Annotated in this window: 28 protein-coding genes and 1 tRNA gene; 25 read left to right on the plus strand and 4 right to left on the minus strand. The window is 32.4% G+C overall.

Annotated elements, in window-relative coordinates; genetic code table 11:
* Nucleotides 1-129: 129 nt before the first annotated feature.
* Nucleotides 130-486: a hypothetical protein gene (locus tag L8T90_RS04800; RefSeq protein ID WP_263706968.1), complete on the minus strand. Its 357-nt coding sequence runs from the start codon at nucleotides 484-486 to the stop codon at nucleotides 130-132.
* A gap of 259 nt (nucleotides 487-745) precedes the next feature.
* Between L8T90_RS04800 and L8T90_RS04805 the strand changes: the two genes are divergently transcribed.
* Nucleotides 746-4,174, plus strand: a complete 3,429-nt coding sequence (locus L8T90_RS04805; RefSeq protein WP_263706967.1) for a hypothetical protein — start codon at nucleotides 746-748, stop codon at nucleotides 4,172-4,174.
* Between the two features lie 265 nt (nucleotides 4,175-4,439).
* Here the strand turns inward: L8T90_RS04805 and purM are convergent, their stop codons facing one another.
* On the minus strand, nucleotides 4,440-5,429 hold the full coding sequence (gene purM, locus L8T90_RS04810) for a phosphoribosylformylglycinamidine cyclo-ligase (protein WP_214098353.1): 990 nt from the start codon (nucleotides 5,427-5,429) through the stop codon (nucleotides 4,440-4,442).
* Nucleotides 5,430-5,487: 58 nt separating this feature from the next.
* Here purM and coaE point away from each other — a divergent pair, with 58 nt between their 5' ends.
* The 3 genes from coaE to L8T90_RS04825 are packed head-to-tail and all read left to right on the plus strand — an operon-like array spanning nucleotide 5,488 to nucleotide 7,509.
* A complete protein-coding gene (gene coaE / locus L8T90_RS04815; protein WP_263706965.1) occupies nucleotides 5,488-6,081 on the plus strand; it encodes a dephospho-CoA kinase in 594 nt (197 codons plus the stop codon).
* Nucleotides 6,078-6,827, plus strand: a complete 750-nt coding sequence (gene dapF, locus L8T90_RS04820) for a diaminopimelate epimerase (protein ID WP_263663716.1) — start codon at nucleotides 6,078-6,080, stop codon at nucleotides 6,825-6,827. The genes coaE and dapF overlap by 4 nt, the downstream gene beginning before the upstream one ends.
* Nucleotides 6,802-7,509 carry a glucosaminidase domain-containing protein gene (locus tag L8T90_RS04825; RefSeq protein ID WP_263736878.1) on the plus strand — a complete coding sequence of 236 codons (708 nt, stop codon included), beginning with the start codon at nucleotides 6,802-6,804 and terminating at the stop codon, nucleotides 7,507-7,509. The genes dapF and L8T90_RS04825 overlap by 26 nt, the downstream gene beginning before the upstream one ends.
* On the opposite strand, the gene L8T90_RS04830 is transcribed toward L8T90_RS04825, so the two are convergent.
* Together L8T90_RS04830 and L8T90_RS04835 are read right to left on the minus strand one after the other, a co-directional pair.
* Nucleotides 7,506-8,567 (minus strand): ATP-binding protein, encoded by a 1,062-nt coding sequence (locus L8T90_RS04830; RefSeq protein WP_263736879.1) that lies wholly within the window; start codon nucleotides 8,565-8,567, stop codon nucleotides 7,506-7,508. The genes L8T90_RS04825 and L8T90_RS04830 overlap by 4 nt on opposite strands.
* Before the next feature lie 18 nt (nucleotides 8,568-8,585).
* Nucleotides 8,586-8,661, minus strand: a tRNA-Ala gene (locus L8T90_RS04835).
* Between the two features lie 226 nt (nucleotides 8,662-8,887).
* Here L8T90_RS04835 and rpsJ point away from each other — a divergent pair.
* From rpsJ to secY, 21 genes are all read left to right on the plus strand, one after another.
* Nucleotides 8,888-9,199: a 30S ribosomal protein S10 gene (rpsJ, locus tag L8T90_RS04840; protein ID WP_012660810.1), complete on the plus strand. Its 312-nt coding sequence runs from the start codon at nucleotides 8,888-8,890 to the stop codon at nucleotides 9,197-9,199.
* Nucleotides 9,200-9,208: 9 nt separating this feature from the next.
* Entirely contained in the window at nucleotides 9,209-9,784 is a 576-nt protein-coding gene (rplC, locus tag L8T90_RS04845) for a 50S ribosomal protein L3 (RefSeq protein ID WP_012660811.1), read from the plus strand.
* On the plus strand, nucleotides 9,781-10,395 hold the full coding sequence (gene rplD, locus L8T90_RS04850; protein ID WP_039617137.1) for a 50S ribosomal protein L4: 615 nt from the start codon (nucleotides 9,781-9,783) through the stop codon (nucleotides 10,393-10,395). Before rplC ends, rplD begins: the two co-directional genes overlap by 4 nt.
* A gap of 1 nt (nucleotide 10,396) precedes the next feature.
* Nucleotides 10,397-10,678 (plus strand): 50S ribosomal protein L23, encoded by a 282-nt coding sequence (locus tag L8T90_RS04855; RefSeq protein WP_039617139.1) that lies wholly within the window; start codon nucleotides 10,397-10,399, stop codon nucleotides 10,676-10,678.
* A 1-nt stretch (nucleotide 10,679) separates the two neighbouring features.
* Nucleotides 10,680-11,510, plus strand: coding sequence for a 50S ribosomal protein L2 (rplB, locus tag L8T90_RS04860; RefSeq protein ID WP_039617141.1), 831 nt, complete (start codon nucleotides 10,680-10,682; stop codon nucleotides 11,508-11,510).
* Between the two features lies 1 nt (nucleotide 11,511).
* On the plus strand, nucleotides 11,512-11,793 hold the full coding sequence (rpsS, locus tag L8T90_RS04865) for a 30S ribosomal protein S19 (protein WP_039617142.1): 282 nt from the start codon (nucleotides 11,512-11,514) through the stop codon (nucleotides 11,791-11,793).
* A 9-nt stretch (nucleotides 11,794-11,802) separates the two neighbouring features.
* On the plus strand, nucleotides 11,803-12,177 hold the full coding sequence (gene rplV, locus L8T90_RS04870; RefSeq protein ID WP_039617143.1) for a 50S ribosomal protein L22: 375 nt from the start codon (nucleotides 11,803-11,805) through the stop codon (nucleotides 12,175-12,177).
* A 1-nt stretch (nucleotide 12,178) separates the two neighbouring features.
* A complete protein-coding gene (gene rpsC / locus L8T90_RS04875) occupies nucleotides 12,179-12,880 on the plus strand; it encodes a 30S ribosomal protein S3 (RefSeq protein WP_039617145.1) in 702 nt (233 codons plus the stop codon).
* Between the two features lie 2 nt (nucleotides 12,881-12,882).
* Entirely contained in the window at nucleotides 12,883-13,308 is a 426-nt protein-coding gene (gene rplP / locus L8T90_RS04880; RefSeq protein WP_012660818.1) for a 50S ribosomal protein L16, read from the plus strand.
* Nucleotides 13,295-13,480 carry a 50S ribosomal protein L29 gene (rpmC, locus tag L8T90_RS04885; protein WP_012660819.1) on the plus strand — a complete coding sequence of 62 codons (186 nt, stop codon included), beginning with the start codon at nucleotides 13,295-13,297 and terminating at the stop codon, nucleotides 13,478-13,480. Before rplP ends, rpmC begins: the two co-directional genes overlap by 14 nt.
* A gap of 9 nt (nucleotides 13,481-13,489) precedes the next feature.
* Nucleotides 13,490-13,741, plus strand: coding sequence for a 30S ribosomal protein S17 (gene rpsQ, locus L8T90_RS04890; protein WP_039617148.1), 252 nt, complete (start codon nucleotides 13,490-13,492; stop codon nucleotides 13,739-13,741).
* Nucleotides 13,741-14,109: a 50S ribosomal protein L14 gene (gene rplN / locus L8T90_RS04895; RefSeq protein ID WP_012660821.1), complete on the plus strand. Its 369-nt coding sequence runs from the start codon at nucleotides 13,741-13,743 to the stop codon at nucleotides 14,107-14,109. Before rpsQ ends, rplN begins: the two co-directional genes overlap by 1 nt.
* Nucleotides 14,109-14,336, plus strand: a complete 228-nt coding sequence (gene rplX / locus L8T90_RS04900) for a 50S ribosomal protein L24 (protein ID WP_012660822.1) — start codon at nucleotides 14,109-14,111, stop codon at nucleotides 14,334-14,336. The genes rplN and rplX overlap by 1 nt, the downstream gene beginning before the upstream one ends.
* A gap of 1 nt (nucleotide 14,337) precedes the next feature.
* Nucleotides 14,338-14,883 carry a 50S ribosomal protein L5 gene (gene rplE / locus L8T90_RS04905; protein ID WP_039617150.1) on the plus strand — a complete coding sequence of 182 codons (546 nt, stop codon included), beginning with the start codon at nucleotides 14,338-14,340 and terminating at the stop codon, nucleotides 14,881-14,883.
* Between the two features lies 1 nt (nucleotide 14,884).
* Nucleotides 14,885-15,070, plus strand: a complete 186-nt coding sequence (locus L8T90_RS04910; RefSeq protein ID WP_012660824.1) for a type Z 30S ribosomal protein S14 — start codon at nucleotides 14,885-14,887, stop codon at nucleotides 15,068-15,070.
* 12 nt (nucleotides 15,071-15,082) lie between these two features.
* Nucleotides 15,083-15,478: a 30S ribosomal protein S8 gene (gene rpsH / locus L8T90_RS04915; RefSeq protein WP_039617152.1), complete on the plus strand. Its 396-nt coding sequence runs from the start codon at nucleotides 15,083-15,085 to the stop codon at nucleotides 15,476-15,478.
* A gap of 78 nt (nucleotides 15,479-15,556) precedes the next feature.
* The gene (gene rplF, locus L8T90_RS04920) at nucleotides 15,557-16,093 is read left to right on the plus strand and encodes a 50S ribosomal protein L6 (RefSeq protein WP_039617154.1); all 537 of its coding nucleotides are present in this window, start codon (nucleotides 15,557-15,559) and stop codon (nucleotides 16,091-16,093) included.
* A gap of 9 nt (nucleotides 16,094-16,102) precedes the next feature.
* Entirely contained in the window at nucleotides 16,103-16,459 is a 357-nt protein-coding gene (gene rplR / locus L8T90_RS04925) for a 50S ribosomal protein L18 (RefSeq protein WP_039617157.1), read from the plus strand.
* A 16-nt stretch (nucleotides 16,460-16,475) separates the two neighbouring features.
* A complete protein-coding gene (gene rpsE, locus L8T90_RS04930; protein WP_039617161.1) occupies nucleotides 16,476-16,919 on the plus strand; it encodes a 30S ribosomal protein S5 in 444 nt (147 codons plus the stop codon).
* 3 nt (nucleotides 16,920-16,922) lie between these two features.
* Nucleotides 16,923-17,315 (plus strand): 50S ribosomal protein L15, encoded by a 393-nt coding sequence (gene rplO / locus L8T90_RS04935; protein ID WP_039617163.1) that lies wholly within the window; start codon nucleotides 16,923-16,925, stop codon nucleotides 17,313-17,315.
* Entirely contained in the window at nucleotides 17,315-18,577 is a 1,263-nt protein-coding gene (gene secY, locus L8T90_RS04940) for a preprotein translocase subunit SecY (RefSeq protein ID WP_039667833.1), read from the plus strand. Before rplO ends, secY begins: the two co-directional genes overlap by 1 nt.
* Nucleotides 18,578-18,591 lie beyond the last annotated feature (14 nt).

The following is an 18,591-nucleotide window of genomic DNA, read 5'->3' on the forward strand; positions in this document are numbered from 1 at the left end:
AAAAATCTTTAATGTATATATAATATAAATTTATAAAAAATTTATTATTTTTTATTACTATTACGCAAATTTTAATTTCCAAAAGGAGTTTTAATGTTAAATTTCACGGGGGGGGGGAATTGAGAATTCTCAATCAAGCATATCCTCTTTAAAAACATCAAACAATATTTCTTTTACTAAGAAAACCTTCTTATCTTTAGCAACTATATCTTTTTTAGCAACTTGTGCTAATGCTAGTATAACAACTATAGGTGATAAAGCTTCTAATGGTAGTATTACTATCACTAAAGCTAAAAGCACTACAAACAATAACAACAAACAAGTAAAAAATTCTAAAAGTATTAGTGGTGGTGGATGTAATAGTACAATTTGTAATATAGGGAGTGCTGTTAATAATGGTGTTACTATAAGTGGTACAGATGGTGGCACTTTAACTATTACAAGTGATGGTAGTATAAATACTAATAATAACAATAACGCTATCAATGTAAGTCAAGGCGCTACTAATGTAACTATCAATAATGCAGGTAATGTTAATGGTGGAGTATCAAATGGTGCTGCAATTAATATAGGACAAAACAATCAAAATGGTGCTAGTATTAAAGATTTTACCAATAGTGGAACAATAGGTGATGGAAATAATAAATTTGCTATTACTGTTTGGGGTAATGGTAGCAACAAATCAACAATTGAAAAATTTGAAAACTCAGGTTTAATACAATCAGGGAATGGTGAAGCAATATATTTGGGTAATACTACTATAACTAATTTTACTAATGGTGGAACTATTAAATCCACAGGTGGAGTTGGTGTTAATATAGCAAGTGGAACTACTATATCTAACTTAAAAAATACTGGTACTATTAATGGAAGTCATGGTATTAAAGTTAATAGTGCTACATTGCAAAATTTAGAAAACAGTGGGACTATAAGTGGTAGTAGCAATGGTATTCAAATCGATAGTGGTGCTGTAAATACAATAGACAATAAAGGAACTATAGCTTCTGCAAATGGATATGGTATTTATTTTATAGGAAATACTGAGCAAATTTCAAATTCAGGTCTTATTGATGGTAAATCTGCTGGAATGGCTTCTGTTTCAGAAGTTAAAACTATTATAAATGAAGAAAATGGTGTTATTAAGTCTAATGGTGAAGGTATTGGAATGTCATGGACTGGAGGTGGTCGTTATGCTAAAGGAGATCTTATAAAAAATGCTGGCACTATCGAAGCTGGTACTACTGGTATTAAAGTATATTCAGGAGTCACAATAGGAAATATTGACAACTCCGGTATTATTAATGCGGGAAGTAATGGTATTGAGTTGCATGACATAGGCTGGGGGACTAATGCTTCAATCCATGTAAAAACCATTAATAATTCAGGAACTATTATAGCAAAGCGCGATGGTATTGTTTTTTCAGATGGCAGAACAAATGCTAATATATCTGCAATGACTATAGATAATATATCAAACACAGGTACCATTCAAGCAGGAAGATATGGAATTGTATTAAGCGATACTAAAAATGCTTACCAAATCGGTAAAATCAATTTAGGTGGTTTAGTTAGTGGTGGTACAGCTGGATTTTATATAGGAGCTAAGCAAAAACTAACACAGGATATTACTGTAACAGGAACCCTAGCAGGCGGTAGTGGTATTATCAATAAAGGAACATTAGGTAATACTAATAAACAAGGTGGTATTAAGCTAGATGGTGGAACCATAGCCGCAACATCCGAAAGCAATGGTATGATGTATTATAATGCTAATGGTGCTGCTATAAGAAATACTGATAATGGTATTATTTATGGTGATACAGAGTTAAAAAATAAAGCTTCTATGATAGGAGATTTTATTAACGAAGGTAATGGTCAAATAGAAGGTTCTATAAAATTAAGCGATGAATCTAAAATTTTTGGAAATATTAATAATATAGGCACAGGAAATATTAATGGTTCTATAGAATTAACAGATAAATCATACATAGCTGGTATAGTCAATTCAGGCTCAGGAAAAATCACAGGAAACATTAGCGTAGATAGCTCAAGTGAGATAGGTAATATCATCAATGCAGGAAGTGGAGAAATCACTGGTAATGTTAGTGTAAATAATAGCTCTAAAGTTGGCAATATCATCAATGGTACTTTAGCAAATTCTTTTTATGCTGATGGAGTTTCTACTGGTAAAATCACTGGTGATGTTAGCGTTGGCAATAAAAGTATAGTTGGAAATATTATAAATGCTGGACAAGGACAAATCTCAGGTGGTATTAAAGTTGATAATAATAGTGAAGTTACTAATATTTCTAATGCTGGTAATGGGCTTATTAGCAGTGATGTTAGCGTTAATAATGGATCGAAAGTAGGTAATATCTTTAATAGTGATTTTGGAAAAATCACAGGAAATATATCTATAGGTAAAGAATCTAGTGTAGGTGGGGTTGTAAATAGTGGCAATGGTGAAGTTAGTGGAGATATTAAAGTAGAAGAAGGTGGTAAGGTAGAAGAGATTGTCAATGATGGCAATGGACAAATCACTGGTGATGTGAGTGTAGGATCAGGTTCTTCTGTGGGTAATATCACTAATAGCGGTAATGGTAATATAGGTGGTAGTATTAAAAATGATGGAGAATTAGGCTCAATTAATAATAGTGGTTCTATCAGCGGTTCTATTGAAAATAACAATGGTGATTTAGATATTAAAAATGATGGAGAATTAGGTGGATCTATCACTGTAGGGGAAAACGGTGGTAATACTTCTATCTCAAATGGTTCTAATGGTAATATAGGTGGTGGTATAGTTAATAATGGTAATAATGATATTAACATAGATAACCAAGGTACAGTTAAACCTGATAGCAATGGTAATCACATCACTAATAATGGTGGTGGTAATGTAAATGTAGGTGATTGGGTGGTTCAGCCAAATGAAGATGGTAGCTTTGATGGGGTTATTAATGTAGGTGGTAGTGGTAGTGGTTCTACAAATATAGACAATATCACAGTAGATACTTCATCTCCAAACTATGATGCAACTAAACCTATCAATCCTGATAATATAGTTAATAATAATACAAGCGGTAGCGGTGGAGTAGGTAAACCTGGTAATGTTGGTTCAAACAATGATTTATTAAATTTAGTTTATGATCCAATTTCAGGAACTTATAAAACCTTAGCTGATGTAAGTGCTGGTGTGGGTTCTGTTATGGCTCAAACTTTAGTTAATACCTATATAATGAGATCATTCTTTATTGATACTGTAATGGATGATGCTTCAAGAATGGCATATAAACATGCAAGAGTACATGATCATAAGAAAAACAAAGACTTAGTGGGATTTAGCACAGATGAACATTATCATGGCTTTGTATTGCCATATTTTTCATCAAATAGTATTAAACTTTTAGGAACAAGTGATTATTCTAAAGGACATACTAAAGGTATAGTAGCAGGTTTTCATACCTTAAGAGATATAGGTATGCTAGGAGCTTATTTAGGAACTGAAGAAGCTAATATGGATACTAAAGATTATTTCTCTTTAAAAATGCAAACAGTTTATGCAGGTTTGAAATATTCTAATCTTTTATTAGAAGATGAAATGAAAGAAGCTTTCGTTAAAGCACATACTAAAGTAGCTTATACTAAAAATGATGTACAAAAATTCATCGATAAAGGAAAAAAAGAAGCTAATGGTAATACAGATACTTATGGTTATGGAGCAAGTATAGGTACTGGTATGAATTTTTATTTAGATGGTATCAATAATGTTATTACACCTGAAGTATCATTAAACTATGAAGGTGGTTTCACAAAAGCATTTAGTATGCATGGAGAAGGTGCGTTAAATCATGAAAGATATTATGAAAGTAAATTAAATCTTTTCTCAAGTACAGCATCAATTAAATGGTTTAATCAATGGCACCCACAAATTAGCACTTCATTTGAAGCAGGTGCAAGAATTAACTTCAATCCTGAAGTAGATTCAAGAGTAAACTTTGCAAACTTAAAAGCAAGTGAAACTTTAGATTTACCAAGAACTTATCAATATGCTGGTGCATCTTTAATCTTTTCTTTAGCAAAAGATTTAGATATGTCATTTAACTATAATGGCACTTTTGCAAACAATGCTCATTCTCATACAGGGTATTTGCAATTTGATTTTATATTCTAAATATACTAAGCCTTTTAAGGCTTAGTGTTTAATTAATTGCCCAGAGTTTGCTTGAAATAAAATTACAAAACAACAAAAAAAGATTTGAAAAAAAATAATCTAGTAATAGTTTAAGGTATATTAGTTTATATCTTTTAAGTAGTATGTTAAATTAAAATTAAAACTCCTTATTAGGCAAACTCTAAGACATTAAGCTTAAAGCTTTAGTTTATTGCTTTAATGCTTTTAAGCTTAATGTGTGTTAAGTAAGCTCTGGGGAGTTGAATTATTCTAGTATTACCCCTTCATTTAATACAACTTCGCCTATTACATAAGCATCTGAGCTTTCTAAAACTTTTCCTACATTAGATGGATCTACCACCATAACTAAACCCACACCCATATTAAAGCTTCTATACATTTCAGCCTCTTCTACACTTTGGCCTATTTGGTAAAAAATTTCAGGAGTTTTTAGATGATGTTTTCTAATAATTGCGCCTATTCCTCTTGGGAAAACTCTAGGTAAATTTTCTACTAAACCACCACCTGTTATATGAGCTAGTGCATTGATGAATGGTTTTAATTTTAAAAAGTCTTTTACGTAAATTCTTGTAGGTTCAAGTAAAATATCGATTAAATTTTTACCCTCTATTTTATCATCAAACTTAAGCTTTTGTGCTTCAAATAGTACTTTTCTAGCTAAAGAATATCCATTAGAATGAAGCCCGCTACTAGGTAGAGCTAGTAAAATATCTCCATTTTTTACAAAATTTCTTCTATCGATTTCATCTTTTTCGGCCATACCCACTGAAAAACCTGCTAAGTCAAAATCATTGCTATGATACATTCCAGGCATTTCAGCAGTTTCTCCGCCTATTAAGGCACAATTTGCTTTTTTACAACCATTAGCAATTCCTGCTACGACTTTTTTAGCTACTTCTACATCTAATTTTGCAGTTGCATAATAGTCTAGAAAAAACAAAGGTGTAGCAAAATTACAAATTAAATCATTCACACACATTGCTACTAAGTCCTCGCCTATGGTGTCAAATTTTTGACTATCAATAGCAAGACGCAACTTCGTGCCCACTCCATCAGTTGCTGCTAGCATAACAGGATTTTTAAAACCACTTGGCATAGCAAAAGCACCTGAAAAAGAGCCTATGCCACCTAAAACATTTTCATTAAAAGTTTCTTTTACTAAAGGCTTGATTGCTTCTACAAAAGCATTGCCATTGTCTATACTTACGCCCGCATCTTCATAGCTTATATTCATTTATCTTCCTTTAAGAATTTAAAAGGTATTTTAACTAAAAATGTTTTAAGGCTAAATTATGCAAAATGCTTATTTTGTAACTTCAAGTATAGCGGGTGGAAAGTCAAGCTTTATAAAAATAGTTCAAAATTTGGGTTTTGATACTTTAAGCGCAGATGTGATAGCTCATGAGCTTTTAAATGAAAATGCAAATTCCATAGCTAAGCTTTTTGATAACGATGATTTAATCATAGCAGGAAAAATAGATAGAAAAAAACTTGGAACTATTGTATTTAATGACTTAAATGCTAAAAAAAAGCTAGAAGATTTTTTACATCCTAAAATCAAAGAAGTTATTTTACAAAAAGCTCAAATTTTAGATAAAAAAAACAAGGCTTTTTTTATAGAATTGCCTTTATTTTTTGAAAACAATCACTATCAAAATTTAGGAAAAAGTATATTAATTTATGCTCCAAAAGAACTTTTGCTTCAAAGATTAATGCAAAGAGATAATTTAGATGAAAACGAAGCTTTAAAAAGAATTAATTTACAACTTGATATAGAAGAAAAACTAAAAAAAGCAGATTTTGTGATAAAAAATACCTCAGGTTATGAAAATTTTGAGAAAAATGTGCTAAATTTTTTAAAACACACTTTAAAGGTTGAAAAATGAAATTTTACAAGTACTGTGCTAGCGGGAATGATTTTGTGGTGTTTGCAGATAGTGAAAAAAAAGATCGTAGCGAATTAGCTAAAATTCTTTGTAATCGTTATGAAGGCATAGGCGCTGATGGGCTTATAGTAGTTGTGCCTCATGATAGATATGATTTTGAATGGGAATTTTATAATTGTGATGGGAGCAAGGCAAGTATGTGCGGTAATGGCTCACGCGCAGCAGCTCATTTTGCTCATCATTATTTGAAAAAATCTCAATATTTAAATTTCTTAACCGGTGCAGGACTTATAAAATCTTTTGTTGATGATGATATAGTTGAAATCAAACTTAGCGGGGTAAAGGATATTAAAGAAGCTTTTGAGTATAAAGGTAGAATTTGGCAAGGCTGTAATACTGGTGTTCCGCATATAGTAACCTTTGTTGATGATTTAAACGAATTTGATGTAAATTTATGCAAAGAAGTGCGTAAAAGATACAATGCAAATGTTAACTTTGCTAAAGTAGAAGATGATGAATTTATAAGAGTTAGAACTTATGAACGCGGGGTAGAAGATGAGACTTTAGCTTGTGGTACGGGTATGGGGGCTTGTTTTTATCTAGCGTATTTAAATCAAGAGGTAAAAGATGATATTTTGGTAAAGCCAAAAAGTAATGAAAGTTTGTATTTTAGATTAGAAGAAGATCAAATATTTTTTAGAGGAAAGGTAAAGTGCTGTTTTGAAGCTGATTATAATTTTGCTTAGTAGTGTTTTATTTTTAAAAGCTGAATTTATAGCAGGTTTTGATGAGCAATATTATGCTTTAAGTATAAAAGAAAAGCGTGAGGTTTTTATCAAAAAAATCAATGCTTTATTGGATATTTCTTTTAAAGAGATAGAAAAGGAAAAAGAATTTATAGAATTTTTCTTTAAAGAAGCTATAAAAAATAATTTTAGAAAGCTAAATACTAATGCTGTGCAAAAATTATGGTCTTTAAAAGAAAAATACCGTGTTAAAAATTTATATGATCACAAAGAATATCAAATGCGTGTCCAAAAGGTACCGAAGTCTTTAGCTATAGCTCAAGCTATTATTGAAAGTGCAACTGGTACAAGTCGTTTTGCTAAAGAGGCAAATAATTTATTTGGAGAATGGACTTGGGGTGAAAAAGGTTTAGTGCCAAAGGAAAGAGGCGAGGGTAAAACTCATAAAATTCGTATATTTGATAGCTTGCAAGAAAGCGTGGATTCATACTTGCTTAATTTAAATCGCCACGATGCTTATAAGGAATTTAGAGCTTGGCGGTGGGATGCTATAAATCAAAATGAAAAACTTGATGGTAAAGAAGCGGCAAGCCACTTAGAAAAATATTCAGAGATTAAAAGTAATTACACTAAGCTTATTTTATCTATCATCGAGCAATATAAGCTTGATGAGTTTGATTAATTACCCAAAGCCCACTCATCAAAAGGTAAAATCATCACGCGCACCCCCTCAACGAAAAACTCATCTCTTTGTGAAAGCGTGATGATATAAATAGTCGAAAGTGCAAGTTGATTTTTACTAAGGATTTTTTTGACTTTTAAGCTAAGTAAATCTTTATCTTTAAAGGGTGAGCATAAAAATGCATTTTTAAGACTTGGTAAGTAAAAATCAAAATGCTTAGTATAAAAAATTTCTTGTTTAAATTTAAACAACTCACTTAAAATTAAATTTTCAAACAAAGTACTAAAGTCTTTTTGTATGCTTAGAGAATTTTTTAGTGAAAAGTCCCAAAAATATACTTTTTTTAAATTCTTTTCAAGATTTTTTACAAAATACAAAGTGTAGTTTGATTCTAGTTTTTCTATGCTTTTATATAAGGTATCTTTGGAAATTTTTATACTGTTTTTTAGGGTTTTTAATAACTCATTAACGCTAAATTCACTCCCAAGTTCTAAGGCGATTTGTTTGAGTATAGTAAGCTCTAATGGGGTATAAAAGCTTTTTAAGTATGATGAGTTTGTGTTAAAGTTGTGATTTAAAATCACATTGCGTCCTGTGTGTAAAAAATAACTTACCATGGTTTTAGTGTCAGCATATTTTTTGTTTAGGCTTAAAAATTCTTCAAAGTCTAAATAATCTAAATGAAGTTCTTCAAACTGATCTAAGCAAAAATTACTATCACAAACGCTTATTATGATTTGCAAATTAAGATGTTTTAAACTAGCAAAGTCAAAATCATGAGTAAAGTTACAAAGTGCTAGAAATTTAATTTGTGGATTATAAGTTAAAAACGAATTTAAATTTATTAAAGCATTTGCTTGAAATTTTAAATCATCACAATCAATAAAGAGTATATTTTCTGCTTTATATAAAGACAAAAAATTTAAAATCAAATTTTTCTTACCACTTGCAAAACCACCTTTTATGATGATGTTTTTATGGGTTTGGATTTGAATTTTTCTTTCATCAAATTTTTGAAATTTTGGGTAATTATCGTAAAAAAATTGTAGTGATTTCATAGATTTCTTTATACTAAATGGTGGAGCATAGCGGGTTCGAACCGCTGACCCCAACGCTGCCAGCGTTGTGCTCTCCCAGCTGAGCTAATGCCCCTTTAGATTTTGAAATCATACTATATTTTTTCTTAGATTTTCTTAATGTATAAAAAATCTTGTAAAATTTATAAAATTTAATTTTTATCCTTTTAAAAAGGAAAATAATTAAAAAAAATGCATAAATTTCTTGACATAGCAAAATATGTTTTTATATAATCTCAACATCATTTTATATGGTGGTTAGATTCTTATGGGTCTAACGAGTTCTTTACAAAGGAAAAAATATGGAAAGAATCAGGCTTAAGCTAAAAGCTTATGACCACAGAGTTCTAGATCGCACAGTTGCAGCAATTGTAGAAGCTGTTAAAAGAACAGGTGCTGACATCAGAGGTCCAGTGCCAATGCCTACAAAAATCAAAAGATACACAGTTTTGAAATCTCCACACATCAATAAAGATTCACGCGAACAATTTGAGATGAGAATTCATGCTCGTATGCTTGATATTGTAGCAGCTACTCCAGATACAGTAGATTCACTCACTAAGCTTGACTTGGCTCCAGAGGTCAATGTTGAAGTAAGAGCTATGGGTAAATAAGGATAGAATATGGAATACATTGTAGAAAAAATTGGTATGAGTAGAACAATCAGCACACCAAGCATTCCTGTAACCTTACTTAAACTTGTTCAAACTAAAGTATGTGAAGTAGAAAATGGAAAAGCTTTGGTTGCTTATGTAAAAGGCAAAGCAAATAATAAATGCATTGCAGGTCAGCAAAAAAAATACAATCTTTCAGCTGAATATAATAGATTTGCTTCTTTAGAAGTAGCAAATACAGAAGCAGGTGATATTGATCTTAATCCTTTAAAAGAAGCTTCTATTTTAAAAGTAAGCTTTAATTCTAAAGGTAGAGGTTATAGTGGGGTTGTTAAAAGACACGGATTTGCCGGAGGTCCTGCAAGTCACGGTTCAAGATTCCACAGACGTCACGGATCAATCGGTAACCGCGAATGGCCAGGTCGTGTTCAACCAGGTATGAAAATGGCGGGTCACTATGGTAATGTAAAAGTTACTGTTAAAAATGAAGTAGTTTCATTTGATGAAGAAAATGGCATCTTAGTAGTAAAAGGTGCAGTACCAGGATTTAATGGTGCTATGGGTAAAATAAGGATTGCAAAATGAGTAAAGTAACTGTTTTAAATGATAAATTTGAAAAAGCTAGTGAACTCGATCTTCCAGCAAAATATGCAGAAGTTAATCCTCACAACCTTTATTTATATGTAAAATCTTATCTTGCTAGCCTTAGAGCAAACACAGCTCATACTAAAGGTAGAAGCGATGTAAGCGGTGGTGGTAAAAAACCATGGAGACAAAAAGGTCGTGGTGGTGCAAGAGCAGGTTCAACAAGAACGAATGTTTGGGTTGGTGGTGCTGTGGCATTTGGTCCTACAAACAATCGTAACTATTTCCAAAAAGTTAATAAAAAACAAAAACGCTTAGCGCTTGAAAGAGCATTGGCTGATAAAGCACAAAACAATGCATTATTCTCAGTAGATAGTTTAAGCATTGAAAGCGGTAAAACAAAAGATGCAAATGCAGTTATTAAAAAGCTTGGTTTAAAAGATGCTTTAATTGTAAAAGATTTACTAGATGAAAAAACACTTCTTGCTTTTAGAAACTTAGCAAATTGCTATGTAGTTGATATTAGCGAAGTAAATGCTTATTTAGTATCTGTATTTAATGCTGTTATCATTGAAAAAGCAGCGCTTGAATCTATCGTAAAAGAGGGTTAAAATGGCAGATATTACTGATATAAAAACAATACTTTACACTGAAAAAAGCTTAAACCTTCAAGAGCAAGGTGTTGTAGTTATTCAAACTTCTCCAAAAATGACTAAAAATGGTCTAAAAGAAGTTTTAAGAGAATATTTTGGTGTAACTCCAGTAAGAATTAATTCTTTAAAAATGGATGGAAAAGTAAAGCGTTTTAGAGGTCGTGAAGGTCAAAGAAATAGCTTTAAAAAATTCTATGTTAAGCTACCAGAAGGTGTGAGCTTAGAAAGTTCGGAGGCATAAGATGGCAATTAAAACTTATAAACCATATACTCCAAGTAGAAGATATATCACAGGTGTAAGCTCTGATGATATCACAGCAAAAGCTAGTGTACGTTCATTACTTGTAAAACTTCCAGCTCATGCAGGTCGTAACAATAATGGTAGAATCACAAGCCGTCATAAAGAAGCAGGTGCTAAAAAACTTTACAGAATTATAGATTTTAAAAGAAGAAAATTTGGTATTGAAGGTAAAGTTGAAGCAATCGAGTACGATCCATACAGAAATTGTCGTATTGCATTAATCTCTTATAGAGATGGTGAAAAAAGATACATCTTACAACCAAAAGGTTTAAGTGTTGGTGATGTTGTTTGTGCTGCTGAAAGCGGACTTGACATTAAACCAGGTAATGCAATGAAATTAAGAAATATCCCAGTGGGTACTATCGTACACAATATCGAGTTAAAACCAGGCAAAGGCGGTCAAATGATCCGTTCAGCAGGTGCTTATGCTCAATTAATGGGTAAAGAAGAAAAATACGTTATCTTAAGACTTGCAAGTGGTGAAATGAGACAAGTTTTAGCTGAATGTATGGCAAGTATCGGTGAAGTTGGTAATGAAGAATGGTCAAACGTGACTATTGGTAAAGCTGGTAGAAATCGCCATAGAGGTATTCGTCCTCAAACAAGAGGTTCTGCGATGAACCCAGTTGATCACCCGCACGGTGGGGGTGAAGGTAAGAAAAATTCAGGCCGTCATCCAGTTACTCCATGGGGTAAACCAACTAAAGGTGCTAAAACTCGCCGTAAAAAAGCTAGCGATAAGCTAATAATTTCAAGAAGAAAAGGAAAGTAAGATGGCTAGGTCACTAAAAAAAGGTCCTTTTGTTGATGACCATGTAATGAAAAAAGTCATCGCTGCTAAAAAAGCTAACGATGGTAAGCCAATTAAAACTTGGTCAAGACGCAGCACTATTATACCTGATATGATAGGTTTAACTTTTAATGTTCATAATGGAAAAAGCTTTATCCCAGTATATGTTACTGAAAATCATATCGGTTACAAATTAGGTGAATTTGCACCTACTAGAACATTCAAGGGTCACAAAGGCTCTGTTCAGAAAAAAATAGGTAAGTAAGGGAGATTTATGAGTAGAGCGTTAATTAAATTCATAAGATTATCTCCAACTAAAGCGAGATTGATTGCTAGAGAAGTTCAAGGTATGAATGCAGAGCTTGCATTAGCTAGTTTGAAATTTATGCCAAATAAAGGTGCTAAATTTATAGCAAATGCTATTTCAAGTGCTGTAGCAAATGGCGGATTTGAAGCAAATGAAGTTGTTGTTTCAAGTTGTCGTGTTGATGCTGGTGCGGTTTTAAAAAGATTTAGACCAAGAGCTAGAGGAAGTGCTAGTCGTATTAGAAAGCCAACTTCACACATTTTGGTAGAAGTTAGTAAAGTAGAAGCAAGTGCTGAAAAAACTACAAAAGCTAAAAAAGCATCAGTGAAAAAGGAAAGCTAATATGGGACAAAAAGTAAATCCGATTGGTTTAAGACTAGGAATTAATAGAAATTGGGAATCAAGATGGTTTCCTACAAAAGCTAATTTAGCAGAAAATATTGGTGAAGATTATAAAATCAGAACTTTCTTAAAAAGAAAACTTTATTATGCAGGAATTAGCCAAATTCTTGTAGAAAGAACAGCGAAAAAATTAAGAGTAACTGTTGTAGCTGCAAGACCAGGGATTATTATTGGTAAAAAAGGTAGTGATGTTGATATTTTAAGAAAAGAACTTCAAGATTTAATCAAAAAAGAAGTTAATATCAATATCAAAGAAGAAAGAAAAGCAGGTGCTTCAGCTCAGCTTGCAGCTGAAAGTGTTGCTACTCAACTTGAAAAAAGAATTGCTTTTAGAAGAGCAATGAAAAAAGTAATTCAAGGAGCGCAAAAAGCAGGTGCTAAAGGGATTAAAGTTTCAGTTTCAGGCCGTTTAGGTGGTGCTGAAATGGCAAGAACTGAATGGTACTTAGAAGGTCGTGTTCCACTTCACACTTTAAGAGCAAAAATCGATTATGGTTTTGCAGAAGCACATACTACTTATGGAAATATAGGTATTAAAGTATGGATCTTCAAAGGTGAAGTTTTACAAAAGGGTGTTCAACCTGAAAAAACCGAAGAAAACGCTCCAGCTAAAAAAACTAGAAGAGCAAGAAGAGGTAAATAATCATGTTAATGCCAAAAAGAACAAAATATCGTAAAATGATGAAAGGGCGTAACAGAGGTTATGCCAACAGAGGGACTGAATTTACTTTTGGTGATTTTGCCCTAAAAGCAACTGAAGCTGGCCGTATTAATTCACGTCAAATCGAAGCAGCTCGTATTGCTTTAACTCGTTTTGTAAAAAGACAAGGTAAAACTTGGATTAGAGTTTTCCCAGATAAACCTCTAACTAAAAAACCTTTAGAAACTCGTATGGGTAAAGGTAAAGGTGCAGTTGAGGAATGGGTAATGAACATTAAACCAGGTCGTATCATTTATGAAATGGCAGGGGTTAATGAAGAAATGGCAAGACAAGCTTTAACTTTAGCGATGCACAAATTGCCATTTAAAACTAAGTTTGTTACAAGAGAGAGCCAAAATGAAATATACTGAGATTAAAGATAAAACAGCAGGTGAGCTTGCAACAATGCTAAAAGAAAAAAAGGTGCTTTTATTTACTTTAAGACAAAAGCTAAAAACAATGCAGCTAACTAATCCTAAAGAGATTAGCGAAGTTAAAAAAGACATCGCTAGAATCAATACTGCAATTAGCGCTTTAAAATAAGGATAGAAAATGGCATTTAAAAGAGAAATTCAAGGCGTTGTTGTTCAAATTGCTGGAGATAAAACAGCAACAATTTTGGTTGAAAGAAAAGTGGTTCACCCAAAATACAGAAAAATCGTAAAACGCTTTAAAAAATATTTAATTCATGATGAAAGAAATGAACTTAAAGTGGGAAATACTGTAGTTGCTATTGAATGTAGACCACTTTCTAAGAGAAAATCATTTCGCTTAAAAACTATAGTATCAGCAGGAGTTGAGTAATGATTCAAAGTTTTACTAGGCTTGCAGTTGCTGATAATAGCGGTGCAAAAGAATTAATGTGTATTAAGGTTTTAGGTGGTAGTAAAAGAAGATACGCTACTGTTGGTGATGTAATCGTTGCATCTGTAAAAAAAGCTCTACCAAATGGTAAAGTTAAAAAAGGTCAAGTAGTAAAAGCAGTTATCGTTAGAACTAAAAAAGAAATTCATAGAGATAATGGTTCTTTAATTCGTTTTGATGAAAATGCAGCAGTTATTCTTGATGCTAAAAGAGAGCCTATCGGAACGCGTATTTTTGGACCAGTAGGTCGTGAAGTAAGATATGGTGGCTTTATGAAAATTGTTTCACTAGCACCGGAGGTGTTGTAATGAAATTAAAAATTAAAAAGAATGATATGGTAAAAGTTATCGCAGGCGATGACAAAGGTAAAACAGGTAAAGTTTTAGCAGTATTTCCTAAAACAAATAAAGTAATTGTTGAGGGTTGTAAAATCGCTAAAAAAGCTGTTAAGCCAAGTGATAAAAATCCAAACGGCGGTTTTATCAATAAAGAAATGCCAATGGATATTTCAAATGTAGCAAAGGCAGGAGAATAAGATGATGAGATTGAAAGAAAAATATGATCAAAATATCAAACCTGCTTTAGTAAAAGAATTTGACATCAAAAATCCTATGCTTATTCCTTTTATTGAAAAAGTTGTAATCAGTGTAGGTGCTGGGGAATTAGCAAAAGATCAAAAAGTATTACAAAATGTTGCAGATACTATTTCATTGATCGCTGGACAAAAAGCAGTTATCACAAAAGCTAAAAAATCAGTTGCTGGTTTTAAAGTGAGAGAAGGCTTCCCAGTAGGTGTAATGGTAACATTAAGAAAAGACAATATGTATGCTTTCTTAGATAAGCTTATTACTATAGCTCTTCCTCGTGTTAAAGACTTTAGAGGTCTTCCAAGAGATGGTTTTGATGGAAGAGGAAACTATAACTTTGGTTTAGATGAGCAGTTAATGTTCCCAGAAGTTGAATATGATAAAATCTTAAGAACTCATGGTATGAACATTTCTATCGTTACAACAGCAAAATCAGATAAAGAGGCACAAAAATTATTAGAATTATTTGGCGTGCCATTTGCAAAAGGAAAGTAATATGGCTAAAAAATCAATGATTGCAAAAGCTGCCCGCAAACCTAAATTTAGCGTTAGAGGGTATACTAGATGCCAAATTTGTGGAAGACCACATTCAGTTTATAGAGATTTTGGAATTTGTAGAGTTTGCTTAAGAAAAATGGCAAATGAAGGTTTAATTCCTGGTCTTAAAAAAGCAAGTTGGTAAGAGGAAAGAACCATGATAAATGATTTAATTTCAGATTCACTAACAAGAATTAGAAATGCAGGGATGAGAAGATTAGAAACTACTCAACTTTTGCATTCTAAAGTTATCGAAGCTTTACTTGGAATTTTCCAAGCTAAAGGCTATATTGAAAGCTTTAATGTTATTGAAGAGGATAAAAAGAAATTCATCAATGTAGTTTTAAAATACGATGAAAAAGGTAAAAGCGTAATTAACGAAGTTAAGCGTATTTCTAAACCTGGTCGTCGTGTTTATAAAGGCAAAGATGAGATCAAAAGATTTAAAAACGGTTATGGTACTATCGTAGTAAGCACTTCAAAAGGTGTTTTAGCTAACGACGAAGCTTACAAAGCGGGCGTTGGCGGCGAAGTTTTATGTACTATTTGGTAAGAGTTTCTACTTTTTATGGTATTCGGTATCCATTCTTATAAAGTAGTCATATCGTAGACAAGTAAAAAGGAAAAATGAATGTCTCGTATAGGTAAACAACCAGTTGCTATTCCAAGTGGAGTAGAAGTAAAATTAGAAGGTAACTTGCTAAAATTCAAAAAAGGAAATTTAGCAAAAGAGCTTGATACAAAAGCAAATGTTAATGTTGAGATTAAAGAAGGACAAATTCTTTTCTCTCCTAAAGGTGAAGATAGACAAAGTAGAGCTTATTGGGGAACTTATAGAGCTTTAGCTCAAAACATCATCATCGGTTTAACTGATGGTTTTAGCAAAACTTTAGAAATCAACGGTGTTGGTTATAAAGCTGCGTTAAAAGGTAAAGTTCTTGAACTTGCTTTAGGTTTTTCTCATCCTATCAACTATGCTATTCCAGAAGGCATAGAAATTACTGTTGATAAAAACAATGTTATTATCAAAGGTAGTGATAAACAAGTGGTAGGTCAAGTTGCTGCTCAAATTCGTGAATTTAGACCACCTGAGCCTTACAAAGGAAAAGGTGTTAAATATTCAGATGAGCGTATTATCCGCAAAGCTGGTAAGACATCTAAGAAGTAAGGATAGAATATGAGAGCAAATGTATTAAAAAGAAAAATATCTTTAAGAATTAAAAGAAAAAAAAGAATTAGAGCAAAAATTTCAGGAACACAAGCTCTTCCAAGAGTTTCTGTTTTCAAATCAAACAGAACTTTATATATCCAAGCTATCGATGATGTTAAAGCAGTAACTTTAGCAGCAGTAGATGGAAGAAAAATTGGTGTTAAAGCAAATAAAGAAGGCGCTAAAAAAATAGCAGCTGAATTTGCAAAAGTTTTAAAAGCTAAAAACATAGAAGAAGCAGTGTTTGATAGAAATGGTTATTTATACCATGGTGTGATTGCAGCTTTAGCTGAAGCACTAAGAGAAAACGGAATCAAACTATAACCCAAAAGGAAGATCGATGGAAAAATATAATAGAGAAGAATTTGAAGAAGTAATCGTCGATATCGGCAGGGTTACTAAGGTTGTTAAAGGTGGTAGAAGATTTAGATTTACTGCTTTAGTTATCGTTGGAAATAGAAAAGGTTTAGTTGGTGTGGGCTATGGAAAAGCTAAAGAAGTTCCAGATGCTATAAGAAAAGCAGTTGATGATGCTTTTAAAAACATTGTTGAAGTTAAAACAAAAGGTTCAACTATCCCTCATGATGTAGAAGTAAAATACAACGCAAGTAGAATTTTACTTAAACCAGCAAGCGAAGGTACAGGGGTTATTGCAGGTGGTTCAACACGTCCTATCGTGGAACTTGCAGGTATTAAAGACATTTTAACTAAGTCTTTAGGTTCAAATAATTCAGCAAATGTTGTGCGTGCTACTATCAAAGCACTTACAATGCTTAAAGGATAATCAATGAATTTAACAAAAGCACCAGGTTCAACACATAAAACCAAAAGAATAGGCCGTGGTCAAGGTAGTGGTATGGGTAAAACTTCTACTAAAGGTGGAAAAGGCCAAACTGCTAGAAAAGGTTATAATGAAAAAAGAGGTTTTGAAGGGGGTCAACAACCACTTCAAAGACGTTTACCAAAGGTAGGCTTTACTTCTAAATTTGAAAAACCTTATGTGATTAATGTTGAAAAAATCACAGCAATCAAAGAGCTTAGCGAAATTACATTTGAAACAATCAATAGCATTCATAAGCTTTCAAAAAATGTAAATAAAGTTAAGCTTATTGGAGCAAGCGCTAAAGATCTTGCTAGTAAAATTAAAGACGAGAAGATTACTTTTAGCGGACAAAAATAATGAATAAAACATTGACAAATAAAATTCTCATAACATTGGCTTTTTTATTCGCTTATAGAATATTAGCTTATGTTCCAGTTCCGGGGGTTAATGTCAGTGTTATCAAGGAATTTTTTGATTCTAATGCATCTAATGCATTAGGCTTGTTTAATATGTTTAGTGGAGGTGCTGCTGAAAGACTTAGCATCATCTCTCTAGGCATTATGCCTTATATTACTGCTTCGATTATTATGGAGCTTTTAGCGGCAACTTTTCCTAATATAGGAAAAATGAAAAAAGAACGCGATGGTATGCAAAAATATATGCAAATTATCCGTTATGCTACTATAGCTATCACTTTGATACAAAGTATAGGCGTTTCTATAGGCTTGCAAAGTCTTCATGGAAAAGCAGGTCAATCAGCCATTATGATTGATATGAATACTTTTATCGCACTTTCTGCTGTTTCTATGCTTGCAGGTACCATGCTTTTGATGTGGATAGGTGAGCAAATCACTCAACGCGGTATAGGAAATGGTATTTCTTTAATTATCTTTGGTGGTATTGTTTCTACAATTCCAGGTGCAATTAGTGGAACAGTAAATTTGGTAAATACAGGTGAGATGAATTTCTTGACTATCATTGCCATTTTAGTTGTAATTTTACTTACTATTTGGGCTATTATAGTAGTAGAACTTGGAGAAAGAAGAATTCCTATTTCTTACTCAAGAAAAGTAATCATGCAAAATCAAAACAAACGTATTATGAACTATATACCTATTAAGATCAACTTAAGTGGTGTTATTCCTCCTATTTTTGCAAGTGCGATTTTGATGTTTCCAAGTACTATTTTACAAACAAGTACAAATGAATATGTGTTAAAAATTTATGACTTTTTAAATCCAAATGGATTTTTCTTTCATATTTTAACATTCTTGCTTGTTATTTTCTTTGCGTATTTTTATGCATCAATTGTATTTAATGCGAAAGATATAGCTGAAAATCTTAAAAGACAAGGTGGTTTCATACCAGGTATTAGACCAGGTGAAGGAACTGCAAATTATCTTAATGAAGTAGCGTCAAGACTTACCTTGTCAGGTTCTATTTATTTAGGGCTTGTAGCTACATTACCATGGCTTATTGTGAAGTTGTTTGGTGTGCCTTTTTATTTTGGTGGAACTTCTGTTTTGATTGTAGTTCAAGTAGCACTTGATACAATGAGAAAAATTGAAGCCCAAATTTATATGAATAAATACCAAACTTTAAGTGCAGTAGGCTTATAAGAAAGTAGATTTTC

The organism is Campylobacter sp. RKI_CA19_01121 (genome assembly GCF_025771295.1).
In the GTDB taxonomy this organism is placed as follows: Bacteria; Campylobacterota; Campylobacteria; order Campylobacterales; family Campylobacteraceae; genus Campylobacter_D.

Bases quoted from the DNA above. Each gene is read 5' to 3' on its own strand.
- rplP (WP_012660818.1), top strand. From the start codon at position 12,883: ATGTTAATGCCAAAAAGAACAAAATATCGTAAAATGATGAAAGGGCGT.
- L8T90_RS04830 (WP_263736879.1), bottom strand. From the start codon at position 8,567: ATGAAATCACTACAATTTTTTTACGATAATTACCCAAAATTTCAAAAA.
- L8T90_RS04855 (WP_039617139.1), top strand. From the start codon at position 10,397: ATGGCAGATATTACTGATATAAAAACAATACTTTACACTGAAAAAAGC.
- rpsH (WP_039617152.1), top strand. From the start codon at position 15,083: ATGATAAATGATTTAATTTCAGATTCACTAACAAGAATTAGAAATGCA.
- rplV (WP_039617143.1), top strand. From the start codon at position 11,803: ATGAGTAGAGCGTTAATTAAATTCATAAGATTATCTCCAACTAAAGCG.
- L8T90_RS04910 (WP_012660824.1), top strand. From the start codon at position 14,885: ATGGCTAAAAAATCAATGATTGCAAAAGCTGCCCGCAAACCTAAATTT.
- rplO (WP_039617163.1), top strand. From the start codon at position 16,923: ATGAATTTAACAAAAGCACCAGGTTCAACACATAAAACCAAAAGAATA.
- rpsJ (WP_012660810.1), top strand. From the start codon at position 8,888: ATGGAAAGAATCAGGCTTAAGCTAAAAGCTTATGACCACAGAGTTCTA.
- rplR (WP_039617157.1), top strand. From the start codon at position 16,103: ATGAGAGCAAATGTATTAAAAAGAAAAATATCTTTAAGAATTAAAAGA.
- rplE (WP_039617150.1), top strand. From the start codon at position 14,338: ATGATGAGATTGAAAGAAAAATATGATCAAAATATCAAACCTGCTTTA.
- rpsS (WP_039617142.1), top strand. From the start codon at position 11,512: ATGGCTAGGTCACTAAAAAAAGGTCCTTTTGTTGATGACCATGTAATG.
- rplD (WP_039617137.1), top strand. From the start codon at position 9,781: ATGAGTAAAGTAACTGTTTTAAATGATAAATTTGAAAAAGCTAGTGAA.
- rplC (WP_012660811.1), top strand. From the start codon at position 9,209: ATGGAATACATTGTAGAAAAAATTGGTATGAGTAGAACAATCAGCACA.
- rpsE (WP_039617161.1), top strand. From the start codon at position 16,476: ATGGAAAAATATAATAGAGAAGAATTTGAAGAAGTAATCGTCGATATC.
- coaE (WP_263706965.1), top strand. From the start codon at position 5,488: ATGCAAAATGCTTATTTTGTAACTTCAAGTATAGCGGGTGGAAAGTCA.
- rplX (WP_012660822.1), top strand. From the start codon at position 14,109: ATGAAATTAAAAATTAAAAAGAATGATATGGTAAAAGTTATCGCAGGC.
- purM (WP_214098353.1), bottom strand. From the start codon at position 5,429: ATGAATATAAGCTATGAAGATGCGGGCGTAAGTATAGACAATGGCAAT.
- rpmC (WP_012660819.1), top strand. From the start codon at position 13,295: ATGAAATATACTGAGATTAAAGATAAAACAGCAGGTGAGCTTGCAACA.
- secY (WP_039667833.1), top strand. From the start codon at position 17,315: ATGAATAAAACATTGACAAATAAAATTCTCATAACATTGGCTTTTTTA.
- rplF (WP_039617154.1), top strand. From the start codon at position 15,557: ATGTCTCGTATAGGTAAACAACCAGTTGCTATTCCAAGTGGAGTAGAA.
- rplB (WP_039617141.1), top strand. From the start codon at position 10,680: ATGGCAATTAAAACTTATAAACCATATACTCCAAGTAGAAGATATATC.
- rpsC (WP_039617145.1), top strand. From the start codon at position 12,179: ATGGGACAAAAAGTAAATCCGATTGGTTTAAGACTAGGAATTAATAGA.
- rpsQ (WP_039617148.1), top strand. From the start codon at position 13,490: ATGGCATTTAAAAGAGAAATTCAAGGCGTTGTTGTTCAAATTGCTGGA.
- dapF (WP_263663716.1), top strand. From the start codon at position 6,078: ATGAAATTTTACAAGTACTGTGCTAGCGGGAATGATTTTGTGGTGTTT.
- rplN (WP_012660821.1), top strand. From the start codon at position 13,741: ATGATTCAAAGTTTTACTAGGCTTGCAGTTGCTGATAATAGCGGTGCA.